The organism is Agrobacterium salinitolerans, from assembly GCF_002008225.1.
Taxonomy (GTDB): domain Bacteria; phylum Pseudomonadota; class Alphaproteobacteria; order Rhizobiales; family Rhizobiaceae; genus Agrobacterium; species Agrobacterium salinitolerans.
Genome location: NZ_MRDH01000003.1, coordinates 146829 through 167925, shown reverse-complemented (window position 1 = coordinate 167925; position 21097 = coordinate 146829). Strand labels below are relative to the sequence as shown.

Annotated in this window: 22 protein-coding genes, 3 tRNA genes and 2 pseudogenes; 14 read left to right on the top strand and 13 right to left on the bottom strand. The window is 59.4% G+C overall.

Annotation, left to right across the window (positions count from 1 at the left end; translation table 11 throughout):
• Nucleotides 1-81: pseudogene (locus BS627_RS24055) on the bottom strand (GTP-binding protein); the annotation flags it as partial.
• Nucleotides 82-481: 400 nt separating this feature from the next.
• On the opposite strand from BS627_RS24055, the gene BS627_RS02695 reads away from it, so the two are divergent.
• Nucleotides 482-1114, top strand: a complete 633-nt coding sequence (locus BS627_RS02695) for a TerC family protein (protein ID WP_077981759.1) — start codon at nt 482-484, stop codon at nt 1112-1114.
• Between the two features lie 462 nt (nt 1115-1576).
• On the opposite strand, the gene BS627_RS02680 is transcribed toward BS627_RS02695, so the two are convergent.
• The 3 genes from BS627_RS02680 to BS627_RS02675 all read right to left on the bottom strand — a co-directional run bounded on the left by BS627_RS02680 (nt 1577) and on the right by BS627_RS02675 (nt 3024).
• Entirely contained in the window at nt 1577-1945 is a 369-nt protein-coding gene (locus BS627_RS02680; RefSeq protein ID WP_077981758.1) for an MliC family protein, read from the bottom strand.
• 124 nt (nt 1946-2069) lie between these two features.
• Nucleotides 2070-2294: a hypothetical protein gene (locus BS627_RS24440; RefSeq protein WP_165691110.1), complete on the bottom strand. Its 225-nt coding sequence runs from the start codon at nt 2292-2294 to the stop codon at nt 2070-2072.
• A gap of 280 nt (nt 2295-2574) precedes the next feature.
• On the bottom strand, nt 2575-3024 hold the full coding sequence (locus tag BS627_RS02675; protein ID WP_077981757.1) for a hypothetical protein: 450 nt from the start codon (nt 3022-3024) through the stop codon (nt 2575-2577).
• A gap of 241 nt (nt 3025-3265) precedes the next feature.
• Here BS627_RS02675 and BS627_RS02670 point away from each other — a divergent pair, with 241 nt between their 5' ends.
• Both BS627_RS02670 and BS627_RS24770 read left to right on the top strand, forming a co-directional pair.
• Nucleotides 3266-3586 carry a BA14K family protein gene (locus tag BS627_RS02670; protein WP_077981756.1) on the top strand — a complete coding sequence of 107 codons (321 nt, stop codon included), beginning with the start codon at nt 3266-3268 and terminating at the stop codon, nt 3584-3586.
• A 127-nt stretch (nt 3587-3713) separates the two neighbouring features.
• A pseudogene (locus tag BS627_RS24770) lies at nt 3714-3907 on the top strand (hypothetical protein).
• 174 nt (nt 3908-4081) lie between these two features.
• On the opposite strand, the gene BS627_RS02660 reads toward BS627_RS24770, so the two are convergent.
• Nucleotides 4082-4155 (bottom strand) — tRNA-Gly (locus BS627_RS02660).
• Nucleotides 4156-4180: 25 nt separating this feature from the next.
• Nucleotides 4181-4265 (bottom strand) — tRNA-Tyr (locus tag BS627_RS02655).
• A 209-nt stretch (nt 4266-4474) separates the two neighbouring features.
• Here BS627_RS02655 and BS627_RS02650 point away from each other — a divergent pair.
• The 4 genes from BS627_RS02650 (at nt 4475) to BS627_RS02635 (ending at nt 7761) form a co-directional block, all read left to right on the top strand.
• A complete protein-coding gene (locus BS627_RS02650; protein WP_077981755.1) occupies nt 4475-5362 on the top strand; it encodes a TrmH family RNA methyltransferase in 888 nt (295 codons plus the stop codon).
• A gap of 76 nt (nt 5363-5438) precedes the next feature.
• On the top strand, nt 5439-5831 hold the full coding sequence (locus tag BS627_RS02645; protein ID WP_077981754.1) for an acyl-CoA thioesterase: 393 nt from the start codon (nt 5439-5441) through the stop codon (nt 5829-5831).
• 113 nt (nt 5832-5944) lie between these two features.
• Nucleotides 5945-6349 (top strand): DUF2946 family protein, encoded by a 405-nt coding sequence (locus BS627_RS02640; RefSeq protein ID WP_077981753.1) that lies wholly within the window; start codon nt 5945-5947, stop codon nt 6347-6349.
• Between the two features lie 47 nt (nt 6350-6396).
• Nucleotides 6397-7761 (top strand): PepSY-associated TM helix domain-containing protein, encoded by a 1365-nt coding sequence (locus BS627_RS02635; protein WP_077981752.1) that lies wholly within the window; start codon nt 6397-6399, stop codon nt 7759-7761.
• A gap of 67 nt (nt 7762-7828) precedes the next feature.
• Here the strand turns inward: BS627_RS02635 and BS627_RS02630 are convergent, their stop codons facing one another.
• Nucleotides 7829-8305, bottom strand: a complete 477-nt coding sequence (locus BS627_RS02630; RefSeq protein WP_077981751.1) for a nuclear transport factor 2 family protein — start codon at nt 8303-8305, stop codon at nt 7829-7831.
• Between the two features lie 12 nt (nt 8306-8317).
• Entirely contained in the window at nt 8318-8929 is a 612-nt protein-coding gene (locus BS627_RS02625) for an NAD(P)-dependent oxidoreductase (protein ID WP_077981750.1), read from the bottom strand.
• 157 nt (nt 8930-9086) lie between these two features.
• On the opposite strand from BS627_RS02625, the gene BS627_RS02620 reads away from it, so the two are divergent.
• The 3 genes from BS627_RS02620 (at nt 9087) to BS627_RS02610 (ending at nt 13599) form a co-directional block, all read left to right on the top strand.
• On the top strand, nt 9087-9470 hold the full coding sequence (locus BS627_RS02620; protein ID WP_077981749.1) for a winged helix-turn-helix transcriptional regulator: 384 nt from the start codon (nt 9087-9089) through the stop codon (nt 9468-9470).
• 126 nt (nt 9471-9596) lie between these two features.
• A complete protein-coding gene (uvrB, locus tag BS627_RS02615; protein ID WP_077981748.1) occupies nt 9597-12575 on the top strand; it encodes an excinuclease ABC subunit UvrB in 2979 nt (992 codons plus the stop codon).
• 55 nt (nt 12576-12630) lie between these two features.
• Nucleotides 12631-13599 (top strand): alpha/beta hydrolase, encoded by a 969-nt coding sequence (locus tag BS627_RS02610; RefSeq protein WP_077981747.1) that lies wholly within the window; start codon nt 12631-12633, stop codon nt 13597-13599.
• A 34-nt stretch (nt 13600-13633) separates the two neighbouring features.
• Here BS627_RS02610 and BS627_RS02605 read toward each other — a convergent pair whose 3' ends face one another.
• Complete coding sequence (locus tag BS627_RS02605) at nt 13634-14059, bottom strand: DUF1801 domain-containing protein (protein WP_077981746.1); 426 nt, start codon at nt 14057-14059, stop codon at nt 13634-13636.
• A gap of 163 nt (nt 14060-14222) precedes the next feature.
• On the opposite strand from BS627_RS02605, the gene BS627_RS02600 reads away from it, so the two are divergent.
• Complete coding sequence (locus tag BS627_RS02600) at nt 14223-14678, top strand: PRC-barrel domain-containing protein (protein ID WP_077981745.1); 456 nt, start codon at nt 14223-14225, stop codon at nt 14676-14678.
• 159 nt (nt 14679-14837) lie between these two features.
• Entirely contained in the window at nt 14838-15446 is a 609-nt protein-coding gene (locus BS627_RS02595; RefSeq protein WP_077981782.1) for a DUF922 domain-containing Zn-dependent protease, read from the top strand.
• 8 nt (nt 15447-15454) lie between these two features.
• Here the strand turns inward: BS627_RS02595 and BS627_RS02590 are convergent, their stop codons facing one another.
• Nucleotides 15455-16057 carry a J domain-containing protein gene (locus tag BS627_RS02590; protein ID WP_077981744.1) on the bottom strand — a complete coding sequence of 201 codons (603 nt, stop codon included), beginning with the start codon at nt 16055-16057 and terminating at the stop codon, nt 15455-15457.
• Between the two features lie 394 nt (nt 16058-16451).
• Between BS627_RS02590 and BS627_RS02585 the strand changes: the two genes are divergently transcribed.
• Nucleotides 16452-16805: a nuclear transport factor 2 family protein gene (locus tag BS627_RS02585; RefSeq protein WP_077981743.1), complete on the top strand. Its 354-nt coding sequence runs from the start codon at nt 16452-16454 to the stop codon at nt 16803-16805.
• A gap of 90 nt (nt 16806-16895) precedes the next feature.
• Here BS627_RS02585 and BS627_RS02580 read toward each other — a convergent pair whose 3' ends face one another.
• The gene (locus BS627_RS02580) at nt 16896-17465 is read right to left on the bottom strand and encodes a hypothetical protein (RefSeq protein ID WP_077981742.1); all 570 of its coding nucleotides are present in this window, start codon (nt 17463-17465) and stop codon (nt 16896-16898) included.
• Nucleotides 17466-17737: 272 nt separating this feature from the next.
• Nucleotides 17738-17813, bottom strand: a tRNA-Thr gene (locus tag BS627_RS02575).
• Nucleotides 17814-18026: 213 nt separating this feature from the next.
• On the opposite strand from BS627_RS02575, the gene BS627_RS02570 reads away from it, so the two are divergent.
• Nucleotides 18027-19766: a GGDEF domain-containing protein gene (locus BS627_RS02570; protein ID WP_077981741.1), complete on the top strand. Its 1740-nt coding sequence runs from the start codon at nt 18027-18029 to the stop codon at nt 19764-19766.
• Nucleotides 19767-19775: 9 nt separating this feature from the next.
• On the opposite strand, the gene BS627_RS02565 is transcribed toward BS627_RS02570, so the two are convergent.
• Entirely contained in the window at nt 19776-20885 is a 1110-nt protein-coding gene (locus BS627_RS02565; RefSeq protein WP_089153204.1) for an endonuclease/exonuclease/phosphatase family protein, read from the bottom strand.
• Between the last annotated feature and the right edge of the window lie 212 nt (nt 20886-21097).

Here is a 21097-nt window from a genome sequence, read left to right as displayed (position 1 = left end):
CGACGTCTTGCCATGGTCAACGTGACCGATCGTGCCAATGTTGACGTGCGGCTTCGTCCGCTCAAACTTGCTCTTTGCCATGTGAATTGCTTCCTGTGAACGTGAAGTAGTTTCCCCGGCGCACCGGTTTGGTGTCGCCGTTTAAGGCTTTGTAAGCGAATGCGCAAGACTTAATTGTGAAAGCGTCTTCGCGCGCGCCCAAAGCGTGCCTTGAGGCCCGTATATGGTATCTGATCTGCGACATTCAAACCGTCGCGAGGACGGAGCCAGTGCCGGCCCGGCGGCTCCCTTCTACGGAATAGTCGATCACTAAATAAGATATTTCCATCACAACTTCTTTACCTGCACCGGCATGATGGCTTAAGGACATGTCATCGCCGGGGAGAGACGGGCGACTGGAATCCGTCGCGGGCGCGCCATCCACGCCATACCTCGATCCGTCGCCTCCTTCGCGACCTCTGCACCGCCTCAGGACCATCCCATGGAAATCTTCACAGCCGCCGGCTTCACGGCATTCCTACAGGTTATCGCAATCGACCTCGTGCTGGCGGGCGACAACGCCATCGTCATCGGCCTTGCCGCAGCCGGTCTGCCCGCTCACCTTCGCCGCAAGGCGATCCTGGTGGGCATCATCGCCGCCACGGTTCTTCGCATCGGTTTTGCCGCCGTCACCGTGCAGCTTCTCGCCATTGTCGGCCTGCAATTGTTCGGTGGCCTGCTGCTTGCCTGGGTGTGCTGGAAGATGTGGGTCGAACTGCGTGAGGCCGCAGGTTCCATCGAAGACGAGGTGACGGACGAAGAGGCCGACCTGACCAAGGGTCATAAGACTTTTTTCCAGGCCGCGACCCAGATCGTCATCGCCGATGTTTCCATGTCGCTGGACAACGTCCTTGCCGTCGCCGGCGCTGCGCAGGAACATGTGACGGTGCTTATCATCGGCCTCGTCGTTTCAATTGCGCTCATGGGCCTTGCCGCCAACTTCGTCGCCAAGCTGCTGCACCGCTATCGCTGGATTTCCTATCTCGGCCTAATGGTCATCATCTATGTGGCCCTTAACATGCTGTATCACGGTACGCTCGAGGTTCTGCCCCATCTCCAGACCTATCTGAGTTGAAACAGCCACCAGAAACGCTTCTACAGAAGGCCCGGAAACACCCGTTTCCGGGCCTTTTCCATGACTTGCGTCCATGAAGCCGCCTCACTGTCGCGGGACAGGAAGAATCAATCGAAGCACTTGCTGCAACATCGGGAGAGAACAGGAAAATCGTGAATTTTCGCCGATGGATTCTGGCAATTGAGGTCAGGCACGGGCAAGCCTAGGGAGCTAATCAATAAGTCATAATAATAAAAAGAAAGGTAAAGCTGCCAATGGCTTATGACTGGAGCGGCGGACGTACCCGCCGCCTTCGCAGGGTGAGGCTCGGCGTTGTCGCCAGTTCTCTCATCCTGCTGGCGCTTCTTGCGTCGCTCGTTCTTGGCTGAACGCGCCGCGCGCGCACTTCCACGCTGACCGGCGGCATGGCAAGGTTGTCACAAACCGCCCTGCCGCCGCTCCTTTGCGGAAACGAGCAAACGTTTAGGGTTTTTTGGTCTCGATGCAATGAACCGGCTGCTTCATCTGCGGATCGGCCATCAGATCGTAAAGATCCGCCTCATCACCCTTCGACCACCAGACATACATGCCGCCCTGATATTTCGCTCCCGAGCCGGAAATGACATTTGCGGCAACGGTGACGCCATCCTTCAGCCCCAGCCGAACGAGGCTGATCTCACCGGCATTGAAATAGACGGCCTCCACCTTGTCGGCAGCGCATTGGTAGACGGTCTCAACCTTTTCGACCGTCGTGTCTTTCGGAAGAGGAATCACCAGGTCTTCAGCCATGGCGCCGGTCGCAATCGACGTGGAGAAAACTGCAAGGCATGTCGCGGCAACGGATTTTTTCATGATGACCCTTTCCTGATTTCACCGAACCATAGGGGCACGCCAGCAAAGCCGAAATGGGGCGGACGCCTCTCAACACCTCAAATTTTTTGGGAATATCGGCCTCATAGGCGAACCTGGGGCTTTCTCACCAAACAAGCCTTGCGGCAGTTTCATTCAGGCCGGTAAGCCTGGTGGAAACTATCGAAACAGCCAATAAACCACGCCAAGGATCACCGTCCACATCAACAGCGATATGGCCAGCACGGTGAGATAGTTTCGAAATCGTCTGGTCATCAGCCCACATTGCCAGCGAACCGTCATCGGACAGCCGCAGCCGTTGAATTGCTGGCTGCGGATCAACCCGCAGCATCAGATCTTTCTATCAAGAGACTGAATCGCAAGCCATTCGCAGATTTTACCCGCCCGAAAACGGGGTTGCTCCCAGCCACGGATTTCCCACCGTCAAGGAACGGACTGATCCGCGACAAGTCTTGATCGCGGACAAGATGCGATATCCGCATCTGCCCGCCAATGGCGGCAGGGAAAAAGGCCCAAGGGAAACGATCGCGACCCAACGACTAACGCGTTATCCGAAGCCGTGTCGGATAACGCGCCAATGCCGGCGGTACTTGGCCAGCCGCCCGCCTGTCTCAGCTCTTCAGGGCCGTGTTGCACAGGCTCCAGTAGCCGCCGCCCTTCTGGATCCATTTCAGATCGCCGAGCGTGCCGTCATTCTTGTTCTTGTGGTAGGAGTCGGCACAGGTTTTCAGGCGTGCCTTTGCGGGCGTCTCGCTTGAATATTTCTTATCGACAGCACGCGGAAAAGCGACGCCCTTCGGGGCCTTTGTCGTCGCTTTTTCGGGTTCTTTTTCGGTGGTGGCCGCGACCTGCTTGTCGTCGGCCGCATCCTCGGCTGCCGCCTCGCTGCCGCAGAACTTGGCGCGATAGTCGTTCCACTTGACGTCCTTGGCAGACCCGTCGGCTTTCGCCGCCTGATATTTCGCGCTGCACTCCTTCATGGTGAGTGCTGCTGCGGGGGAGACAAACGCCGCCGATGTCAGCAGCGCAAAGGATGAGAGAATGACAACCCTGTTAAACATTGAAGGCTCCCGTTTGCATGATTGCCGGGCGACTATCCGACCGGATTTTGCGCTTGTCAACGAGCCGTGCGGCACGGATACAAAGTCCGGTTGAACGGGCATAAAACGCGCTCATCGCGGACAGCGTTTTCCCGATGAAGCCGACGTCGCAGAATCACGTCTTCGTGTGACGTCAAGCCTCCAGCGGAACGAATTTCCTAAGTTTTCGTTAGCATACCGAACGAATAACGAGGATTTATCGATGTTGAGGATGCCGAAGACCATCTCCGCGCTCGCTCTTGGCGTCGCGATATCTGCCGCTGCGGTCGTTCCCGCCAACGCGCTGAGCCTCATACCGCCGGCCTACAAAGTTCAGGCACAGGCTTCAGATGAGCGAGGCTATCCCGCCTCTGCCTTTGCAGCGGGCAAAGGTGAAGAGGCCGTGTCCAACGGCTACGCCTTGTCGCCAGCCGAGATCAACCATATAAAATGGTGTGCGGCGCGTTACACGTCCTACCACCCCACGGATAACAGCTATATGGCGCCTGCCGGGACACGAACGCAATGCCGCTCGCCCTATTGAAAAGACCGAGGCCTGGGCTGGATCTCCAGCCGGGCCGATGCGGGAAGATAAAATTTACCTTAAATTCTATTGATCTGAACCTTTATCCCTGCAAGCCGTTCATGCAGCTGCCAACGGGGAAAACGCGATGTTATGGAATCTGGAAAAGCTGGAGCAGGAGCGACTTGACCTGATCGAGGTGATTTCCGCCCTGCGCCGTGTTGAGCGCCGTCGCAAACGGACCGGACCTCGGTCTTTGAGGAAATTACGGCCCATATGGGACGGTTGAGCGAGCTGGACGCGGAAAAACTGCGAATCCAGTCTGCCCTTGAGGCATACTGAAGACGATTGAGCATGGCCAAAACCCACAGATGCAGTCAGACCCCATCGCAAAGTGCAGGCGGAACGCCATCCCACAGTTGAAAAGTGTCAACAGTCGAAAAGTGCCCAAAGACGGGCGCATGTTTCCGCCGAAAAAAACGTAAAAGAAGATCGAGTTATGATGGGAAGAGTCGCTGGAGCGGGTAGCGGGAATCGAACCCGCGTATTCAGCTTGGAAGGCTGCTGCTCTACCATTGAGCTATACCCGCGGTGGTGATTTCGATCCGTGCAGAATGGTGGAGGGAGTTGGATTTGAACCAACGTAGGCGTAGCCAACGGATTTACAGTCCGTCCCCTTTAACCACTCGGGCATCCCTCCAGCTTTCTGCTAGGATCGAGCGACCAAGCTCTTCAGATTTCGCTGCGGCGAAGCGCCGTTGCGTCGTCTGTGGCGCGTATATGACGGCCTCGTTCGTTTCTGTCAACACGCCCATTCACGAATTTTCGGGAAAAAATTCAAACCTCTTTACCGCCCTGTGGATTATCGCGGGGGCTGGTGCGCGCCTCGTCCCGGAGATATAAGGCGCCATGAGCAAAGACGATCCCAAGAACAAATCCACCCGCGACACGCACTATGCCAACCTGCGCCGCGCCGTGCGCGACGCCAAGCGCGAGCGCGGCGAAATTCCCACCCCGCAGCAGCCGAAGCGCAAGAACCGCGGCGCAGACGACTGGAAGCCGCCGCAGCTTGCGCCCGACCAGGTGCATCTTTACGGCCTGCATACCGTGCGTGCGGCACTCGCCAATCCCGAACGGCAGATCGTCAAGCTCTCCGTCACCCAGAACGCCTTTGCGCGGCTGGATATCGGCGAGGCGGATGCCCAGCCCTTCCCGGTCGAGATGGTCTCCCCTCAGGATATCGACCGTGTGCTCGGCCCCGAGGCCATCCACCAGGGCGTGATGCTGGAAACCCGGCCGCTGCCGGTCAAGCGTCTCGGCGCGCTGAAGGACAGCCCGCTCATCCTCGTGCTCGATCAGGTCACCGATCCGCACAATGTCGGCGCCATCATGCGCTCGGCGGTCGCCTTCAACGCCGGCGCCGTCATCACTACCATGCGCCACAGCCCGACCGAGTCGGGCGTGCTGGCGAAATCGGCCTCCGGCGCGCTAGAACTCATTCCCTATATCCAGATCACCAATCTGGCCGATGCGCTGGGCGAACTTCACAAGCTCGGCTTCTTCTCCGTCGGCCTGGATTCCGAAGGCCCCGCCCCTATCGAACAGACCTTCAGCGGTGATAAAATCGCGCTGGTGCTGGGCGCCGAGGGCAAGGGCCTGCGCCAGAAAACGCGCGAAACCGTCTCGGCGCTCGCCCGGCTCGATATGCCCGGCGAGATCAAATCGCTCAACGTTTCGAATGCGGCAGCCATCGCCCTTTATGCAACGCAGCAATTTCTGGGCAAAGCGTCGTCCTGACGCTTTGCCTTCCTTGCGAAATCGCAAAGCGCAACGCATGCTGCGCCTTTGTCATTCGCACGGAGCACATCTCAACATGACCGACCAGACCATCAAACCGACCGGCGAGCTGACGCTCAGAACGCTCGCCATGCCGGCCGACGCCAATCCGGCCGGCGATATTTTCGGCGGCTGGGTCATGTCGCAGATGGACTTGGCGAGCGGCATCCGCGCCGCGGAGCGTTCCCGCTGTCGCGTGGTCACAGCGGCGGTCAAGGAAATGGCCTTCGAGCTGCCGGTGAAGATCGGCGATACCCTGTCGATCTATACCGATATCGCCCGCGTTGGCCGCACCTCCATCACGCTGACGGTGGAAGCCTGGGCGCAGCGGTCGCGTTATGACAAGCTGGAAAAAGTCACCGCCGGAACCTTCATCATGGTGGCGATGGACGAGAACGGACAACCCACTCCCATTCCGGCAGCGGAATGATTGGCGGAGCGGCGCTGGGTCCAGCGCCGCTCCGCATGCTCGGCAAGCGCGCCAGCACCCTGCCGTCATTGTGTCGCGGTGACATTTCTCCGCAAATGTGACATTGCGACTGCATGGGATTCATTCGCATGATCATGCAAGACAGAAGTTCGGCTGGCGCCATCGCCATGCTGGCGGTTTTGCTTTTCCTTTTGCAGGGTCTCGCCAACGGTCTGACCAGCGGCAACATGGCGATGGCCGCGCTCGCAGCGGATGAAGTCATCTGCTCCAGCCATATGCCGGAAGGCGGCTCCGGCAAACAGAACCCAGCCGGCAAGATAGCCGACGATTGCTGCGGCACGCTCTGCCGTCTGGCTTCGGCCACGGCCGCCGCTCTTCCGGTTATTCCCATCGAGCGCGCGGACAATATTCTCCCCGCGGTCGAAGTCGCCTTCCTGAACGTCGACGCGGCGTTGCCGCCATCGCCGCCCAATCTGGAATCGCGCCCACGCGCACCTCCCTCCGCTCCGCAGCGCTAGAACACTGTCCGGCCTGCCGGAAAATCAATTCTCTTGCGGAGACATCCATGTCCGTTACGACCTCTTTCGAGGGCGAGCGTGCGCCTGCGCATTCCTCGTCCATAAATCTTTACCGCGCCGTATGGCGCTGGCATTTTTATGCCGGTCTTCTCGTCCTGCCCTTCATGATATCGCTCGCCGTCACCGGTGCGCTTTATCTCTTCCGGGATGAGTTCGATAATCTCATCCATGCGGACCTGAAGCGTGTGGAGGTGGTGCAAAACGCGCCGAAAGCCCTGCCTTCCGAGATCGTGGCCGCAGCGCTTGCGGCCGTTCCCGGCACAGCCGTCAAATATACCACTCCCGCCGATCCGGGCGCGTCGACGGAAATCACCGTCAATACGGCGGATGGAAAGCGGGCCGTCTATGTCAACACCTATACCGGAGAGGTGGCCGGTTCCCTCCCGGATCGCGGCACCGTCATGTGGACGATCCGCTACCTCCACAGCCTGAAATATTTCGGTACCTATGCCCGCTATCTGATCGAAATCGCCGCCGGCTGGTCCATCCTTCTTGTCGCTACCGGCATCTATCTCTGGTGGCCGCGAAAGCAGACCGGCGGTGTCGTGACCGTGCGCGGCACACCGAAAAAAAGGGTATTCTGGCGCGATACCCATGCCGTCACCGGCATTTTCGTCGGTTTTTTCATCGTTTTCCTTGCGGTCACCGGCATGCCCTGGTCGGGCGTCTGGGGCGCCAAGGTCAATGAATGGGCGAATGGTAGCAACTTCGGATATCCGGCGGGCATTCGCACCGATGTTCCGATGTCGGGAGACCATCTCGACCACGTCGCGAAGACGAGCTGGTCGCTGGAGCAGGCGAAAATACCGGAATCCACCCATTCCGCCGCAGGCCAGCCAATCGGGATCGACGAGGCGATAGCACGTTTCGACGCGCTCGGCCTTGCCGCCGGTTACGCTGTCGCCCTGCCAGGAAAACCGACGGGCGTCTATAGCGGCTCCGTCTATCCCGACGATCTGGCGCAGCAACGTGTCATCCATCTCGATCAATATAGCGGCAAACCGCTGATCGATATGAGCTACGCCGATTACGGCCCGCTCGGCAAGGCGCTGGAATGGGGCATCAACGTGCATCTGGGCCAGCAATATGGCCTTGCCAACCAGATCGTACTTCTGGCGGCCTGTATCGGCATTGTGCTGCTTGCCGTGTCTGCCGGCGTCATGTGGTGGAAACGCCGTCCGAAAGGGTCACTCGGCGTGCCGCCTTTGCCGCAGGAAAAACGCGTCCTGTACGGTCTGCTCGCCATACTCGCCATCGGCGGCGTCATTTTCCCGCTGGTGGGCGCGAGCCTGCTGGCCATGCTGGTGCTGGATTTGATCGTACAGTCGCGCCAGAAACGACGTGCAATCTGAAAATGAAAACAGCCGGGCGAAAATCCCGGCTGTTCCCCTGCTATTGGCAATGCGACGGCGACGGCCCTCAGAACATCGTATTATTGTTCGCCGCTGTTTCCGGAACAGGCTGGATCACGTCCCAATGCTCGGTGATCTTGCCATCGGTGACGCGGAAGATATCGACGATGGCCCTGCCGCGATCGCCTTCATTTTCCGTCGAATGGATGTGCAGATAGACCAGATCGCCATCCGTGGCGCTACGCACGATCCGCGCTTTCGACTGCGGGTTTTCCTTGAAGAAGCCGGTAAAATAATTAACGAACGGCGCCTTGCCATCCGGCACCATCGGGTTGTGCTGCTTGTAGCTGTCGACAAGGACGGCAGCTCCCTTCTCCACTTCATGCTTGTTGAAGACCGTGTCGTAAAACTCGATCACCAGCTTGCGGTTGGCCTCTTCCTGCGCGAAATCCCGCGTTGCGGTTTGCGCCAGAACCGGTGCGGCCAGCAGCGCGGGTGCAAGGGCAAGGGTGGCGACGGCAAGACGACGTGTCACAAAATTCATGGGCGATACCTCTCAATAACCGACGGTGAAACGCTGGCGGGAATGCTGCGGCTTCTCGATTTCATCGACAAGCGCGATGGCGTAGTCTTCGAAGGAAATGCGGCTGCCCTCATCGTTGCTGAGGAGACTATCCCTGCCGATGCGGAATTTGCCGGTTCTTTCGCCCGGCACGAATTCGGCGGAGGGCGACAGGAAGGTCCAGTCGAGCTGCTTTTCCTGTTTCAGGCGGTCCAGGAACTCCGCCCCCTTTGTCGCTTCGGCCTTATAGGCAGCCGGGAAATCCGGCAGATCGACCACACGCTTTCCCGGTGCGATTTCAAGGCTGCCGGCGCCGCCGACGACGAGATAGCGCCGAACGCCGGAGGCGCGCACGGCCTCGATCAGCGTTGCCGGATCGCTGGCGGTGAAATGCACCGAACTGATCACGGCATCGTGACCTTTGAGCAGTCCCGAAAGCCCTGCCTGATCGAAAACATCGCCCTTCTTTGCCACCACATTCGGCAGGCTGGCGATCTTTTCTGGATTGCGGGCGATTGCCGTCACCTGATGTCCCCGGTCGGAAAGTTCCTTCAGGATACGGGACCCGGCATTGCCGGAAGCGCCGATGAGCGCGATTTTAGCCATGGCTTGTTTCCTCTGCTGTTATCGTCATTAGTCTAAATAATAGACCGTTGAGCAAAGCTATGGTATAGCGAAGTTTGCCGCAAGAAGTCAGCCGCCGGTGATCTGGTCACACGGCGATGACCTTGAAGGCACAAAAAACGGGCAAGGGGTAAGGACAATGCCGGATACGCAGACCAGGGAAATCTTCACTTTCGAGCAGCCCTGCCCCATCCGCGACGTGCTGGACCGCATCGGCGATCAATGGAGTCTGCTGGTTCTCGAAGCCCTCCAGGGCGGCGTTCTGCGCTTCAACGAGCTGAACCGGAGGATCAACGATATTTCCAAGCAGATGCTGTCACGCACGCTGAAGCGGCTGGAGGAAGACGGCTTCATTCGCCGCACGCTCTATGCGCAGGTACCGCCGCGCGTGGAATATGAGCTGACCAATCTCGGCCGCTCGTTTCTGGTGCCTATGCAATTGCTGGTGCAATGGGCCGATGAGAACCATGTCCGCATCTGCAAGGCGCGTTTGGAATATTCGGAAAACGACAATGGCGGCTGAGGCACGTCTCCAGCCGCCCCGCAACGCATCCATCCGAATTTCGTTCCGCCGCTTCGTTTCCTTTTTGTACTCATTTTTTCATCGCCTCCCCTTCACTTTGCGAAGGACTCCCTCCATATTTCGCCCATGGCCAGATCACCGAAAAACACCACCTCCTCGCCCTCCGGCTTCGAGGAAGCTCCGCAATCGTCATTCGAAGGTGCGCCGCTCAGCGGCAGCGTCGCCGATTGGGTGAAGCAGCTCGAGGCTGAAGCCGAGGCCGGCTCGGTGGAAACCCAGCGCGAAATCGCTTCGAAGGCGGGCAAGCACCGCAAGAAGATCGAGGTCGAGGCGCGCAAGGAAGCGCAGAAAGCCGCGTCGAAGACGGCCAAAAACACCACGGCCTCCAAGACATCTCGCGGCGTATCGATCGGCGCATCGAGCGATCCGAAAACCCGCGCCGCCGCCGGCCTCAATCCGGTCGCCGGCATGGACGTATCGCTGGAGGACGCGGCCAACCTCGCGCCGGGCGCCGTCACCGCAACCGTGGATGCCTTGTCCAAGCTGATCGAGAGCGGCAATCCGCTGTTCAAGGACGGCAAGCTGTGGACGCCGCATCGGCCGGCCCGCCCGCCGAAATCCGAAGGCGGCGTCGCCATCCGCATGGCCTCGGACTACCAGCCCGCCGGCGACCAGCCGACCGCCATTGCCGACCTCGTGGAAGGCATCAATTCGGGCGAACGCAGCCAGGTCCTGCTCGGCGTTACCGGCTCGGGCAAGACCTTCACCATGGCCAAGGTGATCGAGGCCACACAGCGCCCGGCTGTCATCCTTGCCCCCAACAAGACGCTGGCCGCACAGCTCTATTCGGAGTTCAAGAATTTCTTCCCCGACAATGCGGTGGAATATTTCGTCTCCTATTACGATTATTATCAGCCGGAAGCCTATGTGCCGCGCTCCGACACCTTCATCGAGAAGGAATCCTCGATCAACGAACAGATCGACCGGATGCGCCACTCCGCCACCCGCTCGCTGCTGGAGCGCGATGACTGCATCATCGTCGCTTCCGTTTCCTGCATCTACGGTATCGGCTCGGTGGAAACCTACACCGCCATGACCTTCCAGATGCAGGTGGGCGACCGGCTGGACCAGCGCCAGCTTCTGGCCGACCTTGTGGCCCAGCAATACAAGCGCCGCGACATGGATTTCCAGCGCGGCTCCTTCCGCGTGCGCGGCGATACCATCGAAATCTTTCCCGCCCACCTAGAGGATGCCGCATGGCGCATCTCGATGTTTGGCGACGAGATCGATTCCATCACCGAATTCGACCCGCTGACCGGCCAGAAGACCGGCGATCTGCAATCGGTCAAGATTTACGCCAATTCGCACTATGTCACGCCCCGCCCGACGCTGAATGGCGCGATCAAGTCGATCAAGGAAGAGTTGAAGGGCCGTCTCGCCGAGCTTGAGAAGGCCGGACGCCTGCTGGAAGCCCAGCGGCTGGAGCAGCGCACGCGCTACGACATCGAGATGCTGGAGGCCACCGGCTCCTGCGCCGGCATCGAGAATTATTCGCGTTATCTCACCGGCCGCAACCCCGGCGAGCCGCCGCCGACTTTGTTCGAATATATCCCTGACAACGCGCTCCTCTTCATCGACGAAAGCCATGTCTCCGTCAGCCAGATCGGCGGCATGTATCGCGGCGACTTCAGACGCAAGGCGACGCTGGCCGAATATGGCTTCCGCCTGCCCTCCTGCATGGACAACCGCCCGCTACGTTTCGAGGAATGGGACGCGATGCGCCCGCTCACCGTCGCGGTTTCTGCCACCCCCGGCTCATGGGAGATGGAGCAGTCCGGCGGCGTCTTTGCCGAACAGGTCATCCGCCCGACCGGCCTGATCGACCCGCCGGTGGAGGTGCGCTCCGCCCGCAGCCAGGTGGACGATGTTCTCGGCGAAATCCGCGAGACCGCCGCCAAGGGCTACCGCACGCTCTGCACCGTGCTGACCAAACGCATGGCCGAGGATTTGACCGAATATCTACACGAGCAGGGCGTCCGCGTCCGTTACATGCACTCGGATATCGACACGCTGGAGCGCATCGAGATCATCCGCGACCTGCGCCTTGGCGCTTTCGACGTGCTTGTCGGTATCAACCTCTTGCGCGAGGGTCTCGATATCCCGGAATGCGGTTTCGTGGCCATCCTCGATGCCGACAAGGAAGGTTTCCTGCGCTCGGAAACCTCGCTGATCCAGACCATCGGCCGCGCCGCCCGCAACGTCGACGGCAAGGTCATCCTTTATGCCGACAACATCACCGGCTCGATGAAGCGGGCGATGGAGGAAACCGCCCGCCGCCGCGAGAAGCAGATGGCCTATAACGCCGAACACGGCATCACGCCGGAATCGGTGAAGGCGAAGATTTCCGATATTCTTGATTCTGTTTATGAGCGCGACCACGTAAGGGCCGATATTTCTGGCGTTTCCGGCAAGGGCTTCGCCGATGGCGGCCATCTGGTCGGCAACAATCTGCAGGCCCATCTCAACGCGCTGGAAAAATCCATGCGCGACGCCGCCGCCGATCTCGACTTCGAAAAAGCCGCCCGCCTGCGCGACGAAATCAAACGCCTCAAGGCCGCCGAACTCGCCACCATGGACGATCCCATGGCCAAGGAGGAGGCCAAATCGCTCGAGGGTGGCGGCAAGTCCCGGAAAAGCGGAACGAGCGCCCGCCACGAGTCGATCTCCCCCCTTGAGGGGGAGATGTCCGGCAGGACAGAGGGGGGTAACGCCGCGAACGAAAGCAGCAACTCCCTCTTCGCCAAACCCTCTCTTGACGAAATGGGCCCTGGCTCGGATGCGGGAAAACCGCTGTTCCGCAGGAACACGCTGGACGAGATGACGGTGGGAAGAACCGAAAAGCCCGTGCGCGGCGCGGTGCCCGACAAGCCCGCGACCGAAGCCGGCAAACGGTTCTCACCGTTGCTGGAGGGCCAGCCGGAACGGACCACGGACGATCCAAGACCGCTGGTCCGCGGCAAGATCGGTGCGGGTTCCTATGAGGATGCCGGGGAGCAGAAGCGCAAGAGCCGAACCAAGGGCAAGACGGGCCGGCCGGGGCGGTAAGGTGTATGCGAAGGTTGCAAGGATGCAGTTAACGACGCTGGAAGTGGGAAGGAATATGCATCGACATTACCTTGCCGCATCGTTCCTTCTCCTGTTCGGTAACTCAGCGCTTGCCGGCCAGATCGAAGACGCCACCTTCCACAGCGCGGCCCTGAACGCGCCGCTTCCCGTCAATATCTACCGCCCGGATGGTGTACCGCCCGAAAACGGCTGGCCGGTGCTCTATCTGCTGCACGGCCATGATGGCGACCAGAACAGCTGGCGTGATCTCGGCAATATTGAAAAGACCCTCGACACGCTCATCGCAGCAGGCGCCATTCGCCCGCTGGTAGTCGTCATGCCCGGTGTCAAGAACAGCTGGTACGTCGATTCCGCCGCTGTCGGCGGCCCCGGTGACTACGAAGCCGCGCTGACGGGTAACCTGCGCCACCAGATCGAAAGAACCCTGCCCGTGCGCAAGGACCGTGAAGGCCGCGCCATTGCCGGTCTCTCCATGGGCGGTTTCGGCGCCCTGCATCTGGCCTATGGCCATGAGGACCTCTATGGCGCCGTCGCCAGCCTGTCCGGCGCCATCTGGCAGAACGTCCCCGTCTCCGATCTCGACAAGACGCCCACCGAATTGAAGCTCATTCAGGACAGCGCCTTTTTCCATCAGGTCGACCGCACCACAATCACCAGCGGCATCGTGCTGCCGTCCACCGGCGACCATTTCTCCGGGGCCTTCGGCACGCCTTTCGATGCGAGGCTCTTTAACGAGAAAAACGTCTTCACCCTCGTCGCCCAGCATGTCGCCGAAAACGAGGATCTGCCCGCCACCTATTTGACCGTCGGCGATGATGACGGCTTCTTCCTCTGGCGCGGCGCCATCGCCCTGCACGAGACTCTGCAGGCCGACAAGCGCAAATCCGAGCTGCGGGTGACCGATGGCGATCACGTCTGGTCGGTGTGGAAGGTTTCGATCATCGATGCACTGAAGTTTATCGATGGGGAGTGGGACAAGGCTGCGGATATCGCCGGGGATTGAGGCGCGACCCACCCTTTCAAAAGAGACAGACCGATCATCTCATGGGCCGCTTCTTCCCGCTCTTTTCCGCAAGGTTCAACGCCACCGCAGCCCGTATCAACCCCGCCAACGCCTCCTCATTCACGACATCCCCGTCGTGAAAATCAATCGCCCGCCGCGTATTGCCTTCCAGGCTGGAATTGAACAGGCTGGCCGGGTCTTCAAGCGAAGCGCCCTTCATAAATGTCATCTTCACGGCGCTCTTGTAAGTTTCACCCGTGCAGAGGATTCCGGCATGTGACCAGACCGGCACGCCGCGCCATTTCACTTCCTCAATCACCCCTGGATCGGCCTTCAGGATCACCGCACGGATGCGTGAGAGTAGATCGCCGCGCCAGTCGGCCAGTTCCGCAATTTTTCGGTCGATGAGGTCGGAGGCCGCGATCTCCTCCGCGTCTTTTTCCGTAACCTTTTTTGCCATGATGCCCTCCTGATTTCGCCGCGAGGCCACTCCCGACCTGCTGTGCCTCTGTTCCGGCTTCCAACATAGACGAAATTTTCCTGTCCTCCCATGAGGAACCAAATCCGCCTCCCATCGTTTCCTCCCCGAACGCAACGTTCAGCATACAAAGGGAAGAAACATCATGAAAATCAATGTCATCGCTCTCGCTGCGGCAGCAGCGCTCTCCTCTTCCGTGGCTTTTGCCCAGACGGCCACGACTGCTCCTGCTGCCGGCGCGGACGCCGCTTTGTCCGGCCCCGGTATTACCATGGGCACCAAGGCCAGCGCCCCGCTGAAGTTCGTCAACGTTCAGAAGACCGACCTTACCGCCTCCCAGCTCGATGGCATGGACATCTATAACGCCCAGAACGAAAACATCGGTGAAATCGAAGATGTCGTCATCGGCGACGGCAAGTCGGTGATCGGCCTTGTGGCCAGCGTCGGCGGCTTCCTCGGCATCGACAAGAGCTATGTGGTGCTCGACCCGGCTTCCGTCGCTGTTCACAACGACAACGGCACTTGGAAGGCCTATGTCGACACCACAAAGGAATCGCTTCAGAACGCTCCGAAGCTCGATTACGACAAGCTGGACGACTGATTACCCCTGCAGTCCGCAAGCTTGTCCCCCCGCGCACTGTCGCGGGGGTTTTCATATGTGGCGAGTTATCGGAAAACCTGGCACTCCCCGCCGGACGGCACTTGCCTGACGGCGCGCCTCTCGCCTATCTTCAGCGCGCCAATCACCAAGGATCGTTGCGTGCCCGCCAATAGCGTCTTTTCCTTTGCCATCAGCACCACCATCGCGCTCTGCGCCCTGCCGCTGTCAGCGCAGGCGGCCGACTGGAAACCGGCCGAGCAGATAAAAACCTATGCCATCAGCGGCAATACGGGCGGTGCGCTTTATCAGTCGATCGGCGAGCGCGGTCCGACCGCCGGCGTGCAGGCCATTGCCCACACGACCTTCAAGCTGACATGGCGGCGGGACTATCGTCCGCAGCCGGATGGCGCCTGCGTGCTGGCCACCGCGAGGCCCAATCTAACCATCATCTACACCTGGCCGAAAGCGCCCGCCAATCTGCCGCCCGCCGTCGCCGCCAGCTGGAGGACCTTCATTTCGGGCGTGGAGACCCACGAGCGCGTCCATGGTGACCACATTCTCGACATGGTGAAAAAGATCGAAGCCTTCAGCATCGGGCTGCGGGCGGAGAACGATCCAAAATGCCAGAAGGTGCGCGCCGTTCTGCAACAACGCCTGGGCGAGCTTTCCAACGAGCAGCGCCAGCGCGGCCGCGATTTCGACCGGGACGAGCTTTCTCCCGGCGGGCGGGTGCATCAACTCATCCTCGCCCTCGTCAACGGCCCCTGAACGGTCGTCTATTCGGCCGCCTCGCCTTTCAGCAAGGGCTCGGCCAGCGTCACGCTTTCCAGCTCGTAGGAATAACCTTCAAGCATCGTATAGGCCTGCTCGATCGCCTCGATCTGGATTTCGGCATTGCGGATGGCTTCGGCGATGGACTGGCTGCGGGCACGCAGCATGGAACTCAGCACATCGGTTTCCGGCTTGCGGCCCAGACGGTCCATATGTTTGCGAACCCGGGTACGATGCCGTTCCAGCTCGAGAATATGGAAACGGCTTTTCAGAATATCGTCGGTCAGCTTGCGGCGCATGGCGGCCACGGGGTCGAAACTGCCGGGTTCGCGCTCATCCAGAATGAATTCATTCACCAGCGTTTCCAGCATCAGCAGGCCCTTGAGGTCCTTGGCGTCGGCAAGCTGCGGATCGTAGCCAGTATCGTCGAATACCTTGCGGCGCACCGGATCCTTCAGCAGCTCATAGGCCGTCTGCAGGCGCGCGAATTGCTCGCCATCGCCACCGCTGTCGGGATGCGCGGCCTTGGCCACCTTGCGGTAGGCCGACTTGATCGCCGCCTCGTCGGCATCGCGCTCCACGCCAAGCAAAACATAGGGATCAATCACAAAAACACCTTCAAACGCAAACTGTTACCCGCACGCCAACACCGCTCCCGTCTGGCACGCGGGCGGATCATAGGCCAATTCCGCCCGGCGCGGCACCCCGCCCCTGCGGTTAAACCGGCAAAGCCCACACAAAGCCTCGCGGCGCGCCGCATCGCAACGGACGGAAAAGCCCTTGATGCCGAAATTCGTCCGACCCAAGGCGACTATAATGACAGGCGGGACAAAATTGTGGAAAGCCGTGCAAAACATGCCGCACGGTTTTGCACAGCGCCTGCCGCAACCGGCCGGAAAACACCACCGGGAGAAGCGTAACAGGCGCGTTTTCAGGGGGTTATGGTGGAAAGACGCCAACGGGTGTAAGCTTGGCTTTTGGATTGGGAGGGAGGACGATCCGATGCCGCAAACGATTACCGAGACCGTCACGGACTATGTCCATGCCATGGCCTATGCGGATGAGAGCCTGATGCGCGACGTTTTCGATCCGCGCGCCAGCATCGTCGGAACCTTCGAAGGCGAAATCGAATGGTTGTCCCTGGAGGATTTTGTCGACCAGTTGCGCAAAAGCGAACGCGGCCTGCCCGATCACGATCCCGCTTTTGAAATCATGGGCATCGACAAGGAAGGCGACAGCGCTTCTGTGAAGCTGACGACCCGTTTCGACGGTATGGATTTTTACGAATATCTCTCCCTGCTGGAACGCGACGGCAACTGGTTTATCGTGCACAAGCTCTATCACATAAAGCCGTAGGCCTCGTCGAAACCGCCACCCCGCATTGTGCGCTTGCGCATTCTACTTGCAGCCGCGGCTCGCGATCCGGTTATTCTGCCGCTGAATGAACTAGAACAGGTCGCTGTAGATCGCCGTTATCCAGAGGGCGTTAAAGAAGAGCCAGATAACACCGAGCCACATGATTTTGCGGCTGCTATCGGTTCTCATCGCCACGACAGCAATCAGCAGACCGCCGACTATCCTTGCCAGATACCATGGCCCAAGCTGTTCGAAATGCTCCCTGCCCTTGATGTAGGTGTCCACCAGATCGAAGACGAACGAGGCGGCAAACAGAGCAAAGAACGCATGTCGCCTGCGCACGAAAAAACTTTCCCGTTCGGACAATTCCTGAATGTGATCGGGATAAAGCAGCGTGGACATCAAAAAGAAAAGCGACGTGTAGACCAGAACGAAGATATAAATCCAGAAATTCCAGTTCTGGATGAGCCGCAGGGCAAACTCCCACCACCAGAAATGGACAGCTCCAAGAAGAAGGGCAATCGACCATACGATCTGCGCATGCATACGGTCGGTTTTCTGCGGCTCTTGCAGCCTTCTGGAAAGTCCGGACAACACCCTGGTAATGGCCAGACCGAGGATGAGGCTTACCAATATCCGCAAATGACCATATGCATCCATTGAAAGCGCCCGCTGTTGCTCAACTTATCCGCCGAACAATATGCTTAAACCTTCGGGCTTTACAACTCTGGCGGACGCCCCGCCCTTGCCGATCTCGCCTTATAGTGGGAAGGACCGGCCTCCTGAAGCGAAAGTCCCGCGGGACTGGCAGGACGGAAGCCGCAAATTTCAATTTCATCAGGGCTCAACCACCATCAACGACAGACGCAAAGCCCGCCCGTCACGCGGCGCGTTCAAGCAAATAGATTTCAAGATTAAGGGATTGATTTTACTGGTGCCCCCGGCAGGGTTCGAACCCGCGACCCCCTGATTACAAATCAGGTGCTCTACCAACTGAGCTACAAGGGCAAGCCAGTGCCTTGCCAACTATCAGATTCTGACTTGGTGTAAAGCAAAAACTGACGCCATGGCATCGACAGACCGCTTTTCCACACCGTTGCCAGCCGGTCTGTGTGCATGATCGCGATTGTAGCAAAGGGCCCGGAAAATAAGCGAAGTATTTACGCAGCGTCACTAGAATGGCGATGAAACATGACCATTCCAGTGAGAACAACGCATCATATGCGCGCGAGCATACAGAAAATCCAGCTGACAGGCACGATCATCATCGCCGTAAGCTCAATCCTGCTGGCAACCCTTGCCGCGCTGCCCAGCGTCTACAATTATATACGTTATCGCACCAATGCCGCGCAGCTCACCCGCTTTGAAACCGCTCTCCAGTCCGCATGGCTGGTATCGGCAGAGCGAGGCCCCGCCAATAATCTGATGGGCGCATCCGTGCCGGATGAGGGGCTGATCGAAGGGCTTGCGACCGCGCGCAAGGCAACGGACGACAAGCTGTCGGAGCTGGAGAAATCTTTCACCGAAGATATCAGAACGCAGCCCGAACTGGCGAAGTCACTTGCTGAAACCCGCCAGGCTCTCGAACAATCGCGAGAACTGGTCGATCAGGTCGCCGCGCTCTCCCCTGACATACGCAACCACGGCGCGATGTCCAACGCGATTTCATCGATGTTCAGGGCGGCGGACAGCGTCAACCTGCTGCGCGGCAGGGCCGCACGCGCCATCATCAAGGCAACGCCCGACGTGGCGATCGACATCGCACTGACGGGTACGGCGGGCGTGATGCGGGACCGGATCGGCCGCCTCGGCTCTTATGTCATCATGAGTCTCAAGGCGAACAGGCAGGAAAAGCTCCGTTATCGCGCCAAGTTCGACACCGAGATGCAGAGCCTGCTGTCGCTGAAAGCATCGCTGACCAATTATACCGCCGCCTATCTGTCGACGCCGCGACTGGACGCGGCATTGCGCGATCTTGAAACCCAATATTTCAGTCAGGCTTTGCTTTACGCGCAGAATACGATCGTGATGGCCGTGCCATCCGCCCAGCCAAGCGCTCTTGAATTCTCCAGAAACTATATTGCAGGCATGCGGTCGTCCGACACGTTGCGCGACCTCATTCTGTCCGAAACGCGCGCGCGGATCGAAAGGAAAAAGCACGAGGCCCTGATCTACGGCGGAACGTCGCTCTTTCTCGCCGGCATTGCTGTGCTGGTGCTGTTGCGGCTGACATCGGTTTACAAAACCGCGCTGTTCCGGCCGATGCAATCCGTTCAGGCGCAGATCGCCGCCATCGCCGGCGGTGATCTTTCCGAGGGCAATCATGAGGACAGGGTTGCTCCGGAAGTGAAGAAGATGTTCGAGGAACTGGATTTCCTGCGCGAACAGCTTCGCCAGAAGGGCGAAATGGAAAACCAGCAGCGTGCGCTGGCCGAACAGTTGCGCACCCTTTCCGAAACCGATGCGCTGACGGGCGTTTTTAACCGCCGCGCACTCGAAAAGGCGGTTCGCTCCATATTGACGGGCGAGGAGCAATGTCAGTCGCTCGGCGTGATGATTGTCGATATCGACCATTTCAAATCGATCAACGACCGTTACGGCCATGCCATGGGTGACATCGCGCTTCAGAAGACCGCGAGCCTGTTGCGCAGCGCCTTGCGCAATGATGATATTCTTGCCCGATATGGCGGCGAGGAATTCGTCGTCGTGTTGCAGAATGTCAGCCACGCCACGGCGACGGCGACGGCCGACCGTCTTCGCCGCCTGATCGAATCCCAGACTATCGACGCGCAAAGCGGCCTGTCACTGACGGCAAGTTTCGGCGTGGTCTGGCAGGAAGCACGCGCGATCAACAGTTGGGACGAGTTGATCGCCATCGCCGACGACCGGCTTTACGAAGCCAAGCGTGCGGGCCGCAACCGGGTCTGGGCAACCTATTTTCCAAAGGTCGCGAACGGCTAGGAGCATCGCCTAGATCAAATCCAGCGTCATGACCACGGGGCAATGATCGGAAGCCTTCGGGCGATCCCAGCCGGTGCGGGGATAACGTTCGACCTCTTGTCCCGGCGGGAATATCGTCCGGAAAGGCTGTCCATTGCGAATGATGTCGGGAACATGTGTGGCGTTCGTCTCCGCTAAACGCGGGGACAGCCAGATATAGTCGAGCTGGCACAGATGCTGTTCCTGCGGCCCGCGTGAATGGTAGAGCGTCCAGCGATCCATGACGTCACGGCGCGTCATCGGATTGACCACGAAACCATCGGCGGTGAAGATATCGAGCGCGCTGCGCTCCTCCTCGACGGGCTCGAAGCTGTAGCCACTGCGCCTGTCGCCGGAAATCGCGACACGCTCTTGATAATCATTCATATCGCCGCAGATCGCGAAATTCTTGTTGCGGGTACTGCCCACGCCCCAGCGGTTTTCAATGATGCGGCGCACGGCCATGGCCTCCGCCTCGCGGATGGGCATGGTGGCGATGCGGGCGTCGACCGCATCGCGGGCATTGGTCATGGATTTGAAATGCGTGACGTAAAGCGTCAGCGGCTTGCCGCCGATCCGCAGATCGATTTCCAGGCAATCCCGTTTGAAAATCTTGTCGTCGATCTGGTTTGTGGCGGCAAGCGCGGGATTGAAGAGATCGAGATTGCGATAGGTGAGCGCGGCATGGCTCTTGATATCGACCACCTCGATCCTGTCGCCGTCGCGCGTCTCTTCGCGCATGACGACGGCCACATCGATGCCGCGGCCGTCATTGCCCTCAACCAGATATTTCTGCAGGTAGCCATTGCCGACCATACGATAGAGATAACCATATTCGAAGGCCTGCAACGCGGCCATGTTGTCCACTTCCTGCAGACAGAGAATATCCGCATCCGCATCCGCAATGGCGAGCGCCGAAAGCTGGCGCGTATCGTCGGTGGAAGCCACCATCCGCGCGCTTTCCAGCGCCTGATAGGTCGCCTCATCCCTGATATCGAAGAGCTGGATCGCCCTGTCGCGCCGCGTCTGGTTGCGAAAACCGGTGAAATCGAAACGGGTGAGGAGATTTTCGATGTTGAAAGTGGCAAGCCGAAGCGACATGTTTCATTCCTATTGCTGGACGGAAAGCTTAGCCGCTCCCGTTCGACCTCGCCAGTGATTTGGGGCATGGCGCGCTTTACCGGATTAGCCAAAGCGCGACGTCGGTTTTGGTGAGCCGCGTGCCGATGCTCCCCCACGTCATTCCTGTGCTTGTCACAGGAATCCAGTCGACGCGCGTCTGCGCGGCGGGAGAGTCTTTTCAGCACAAGGAC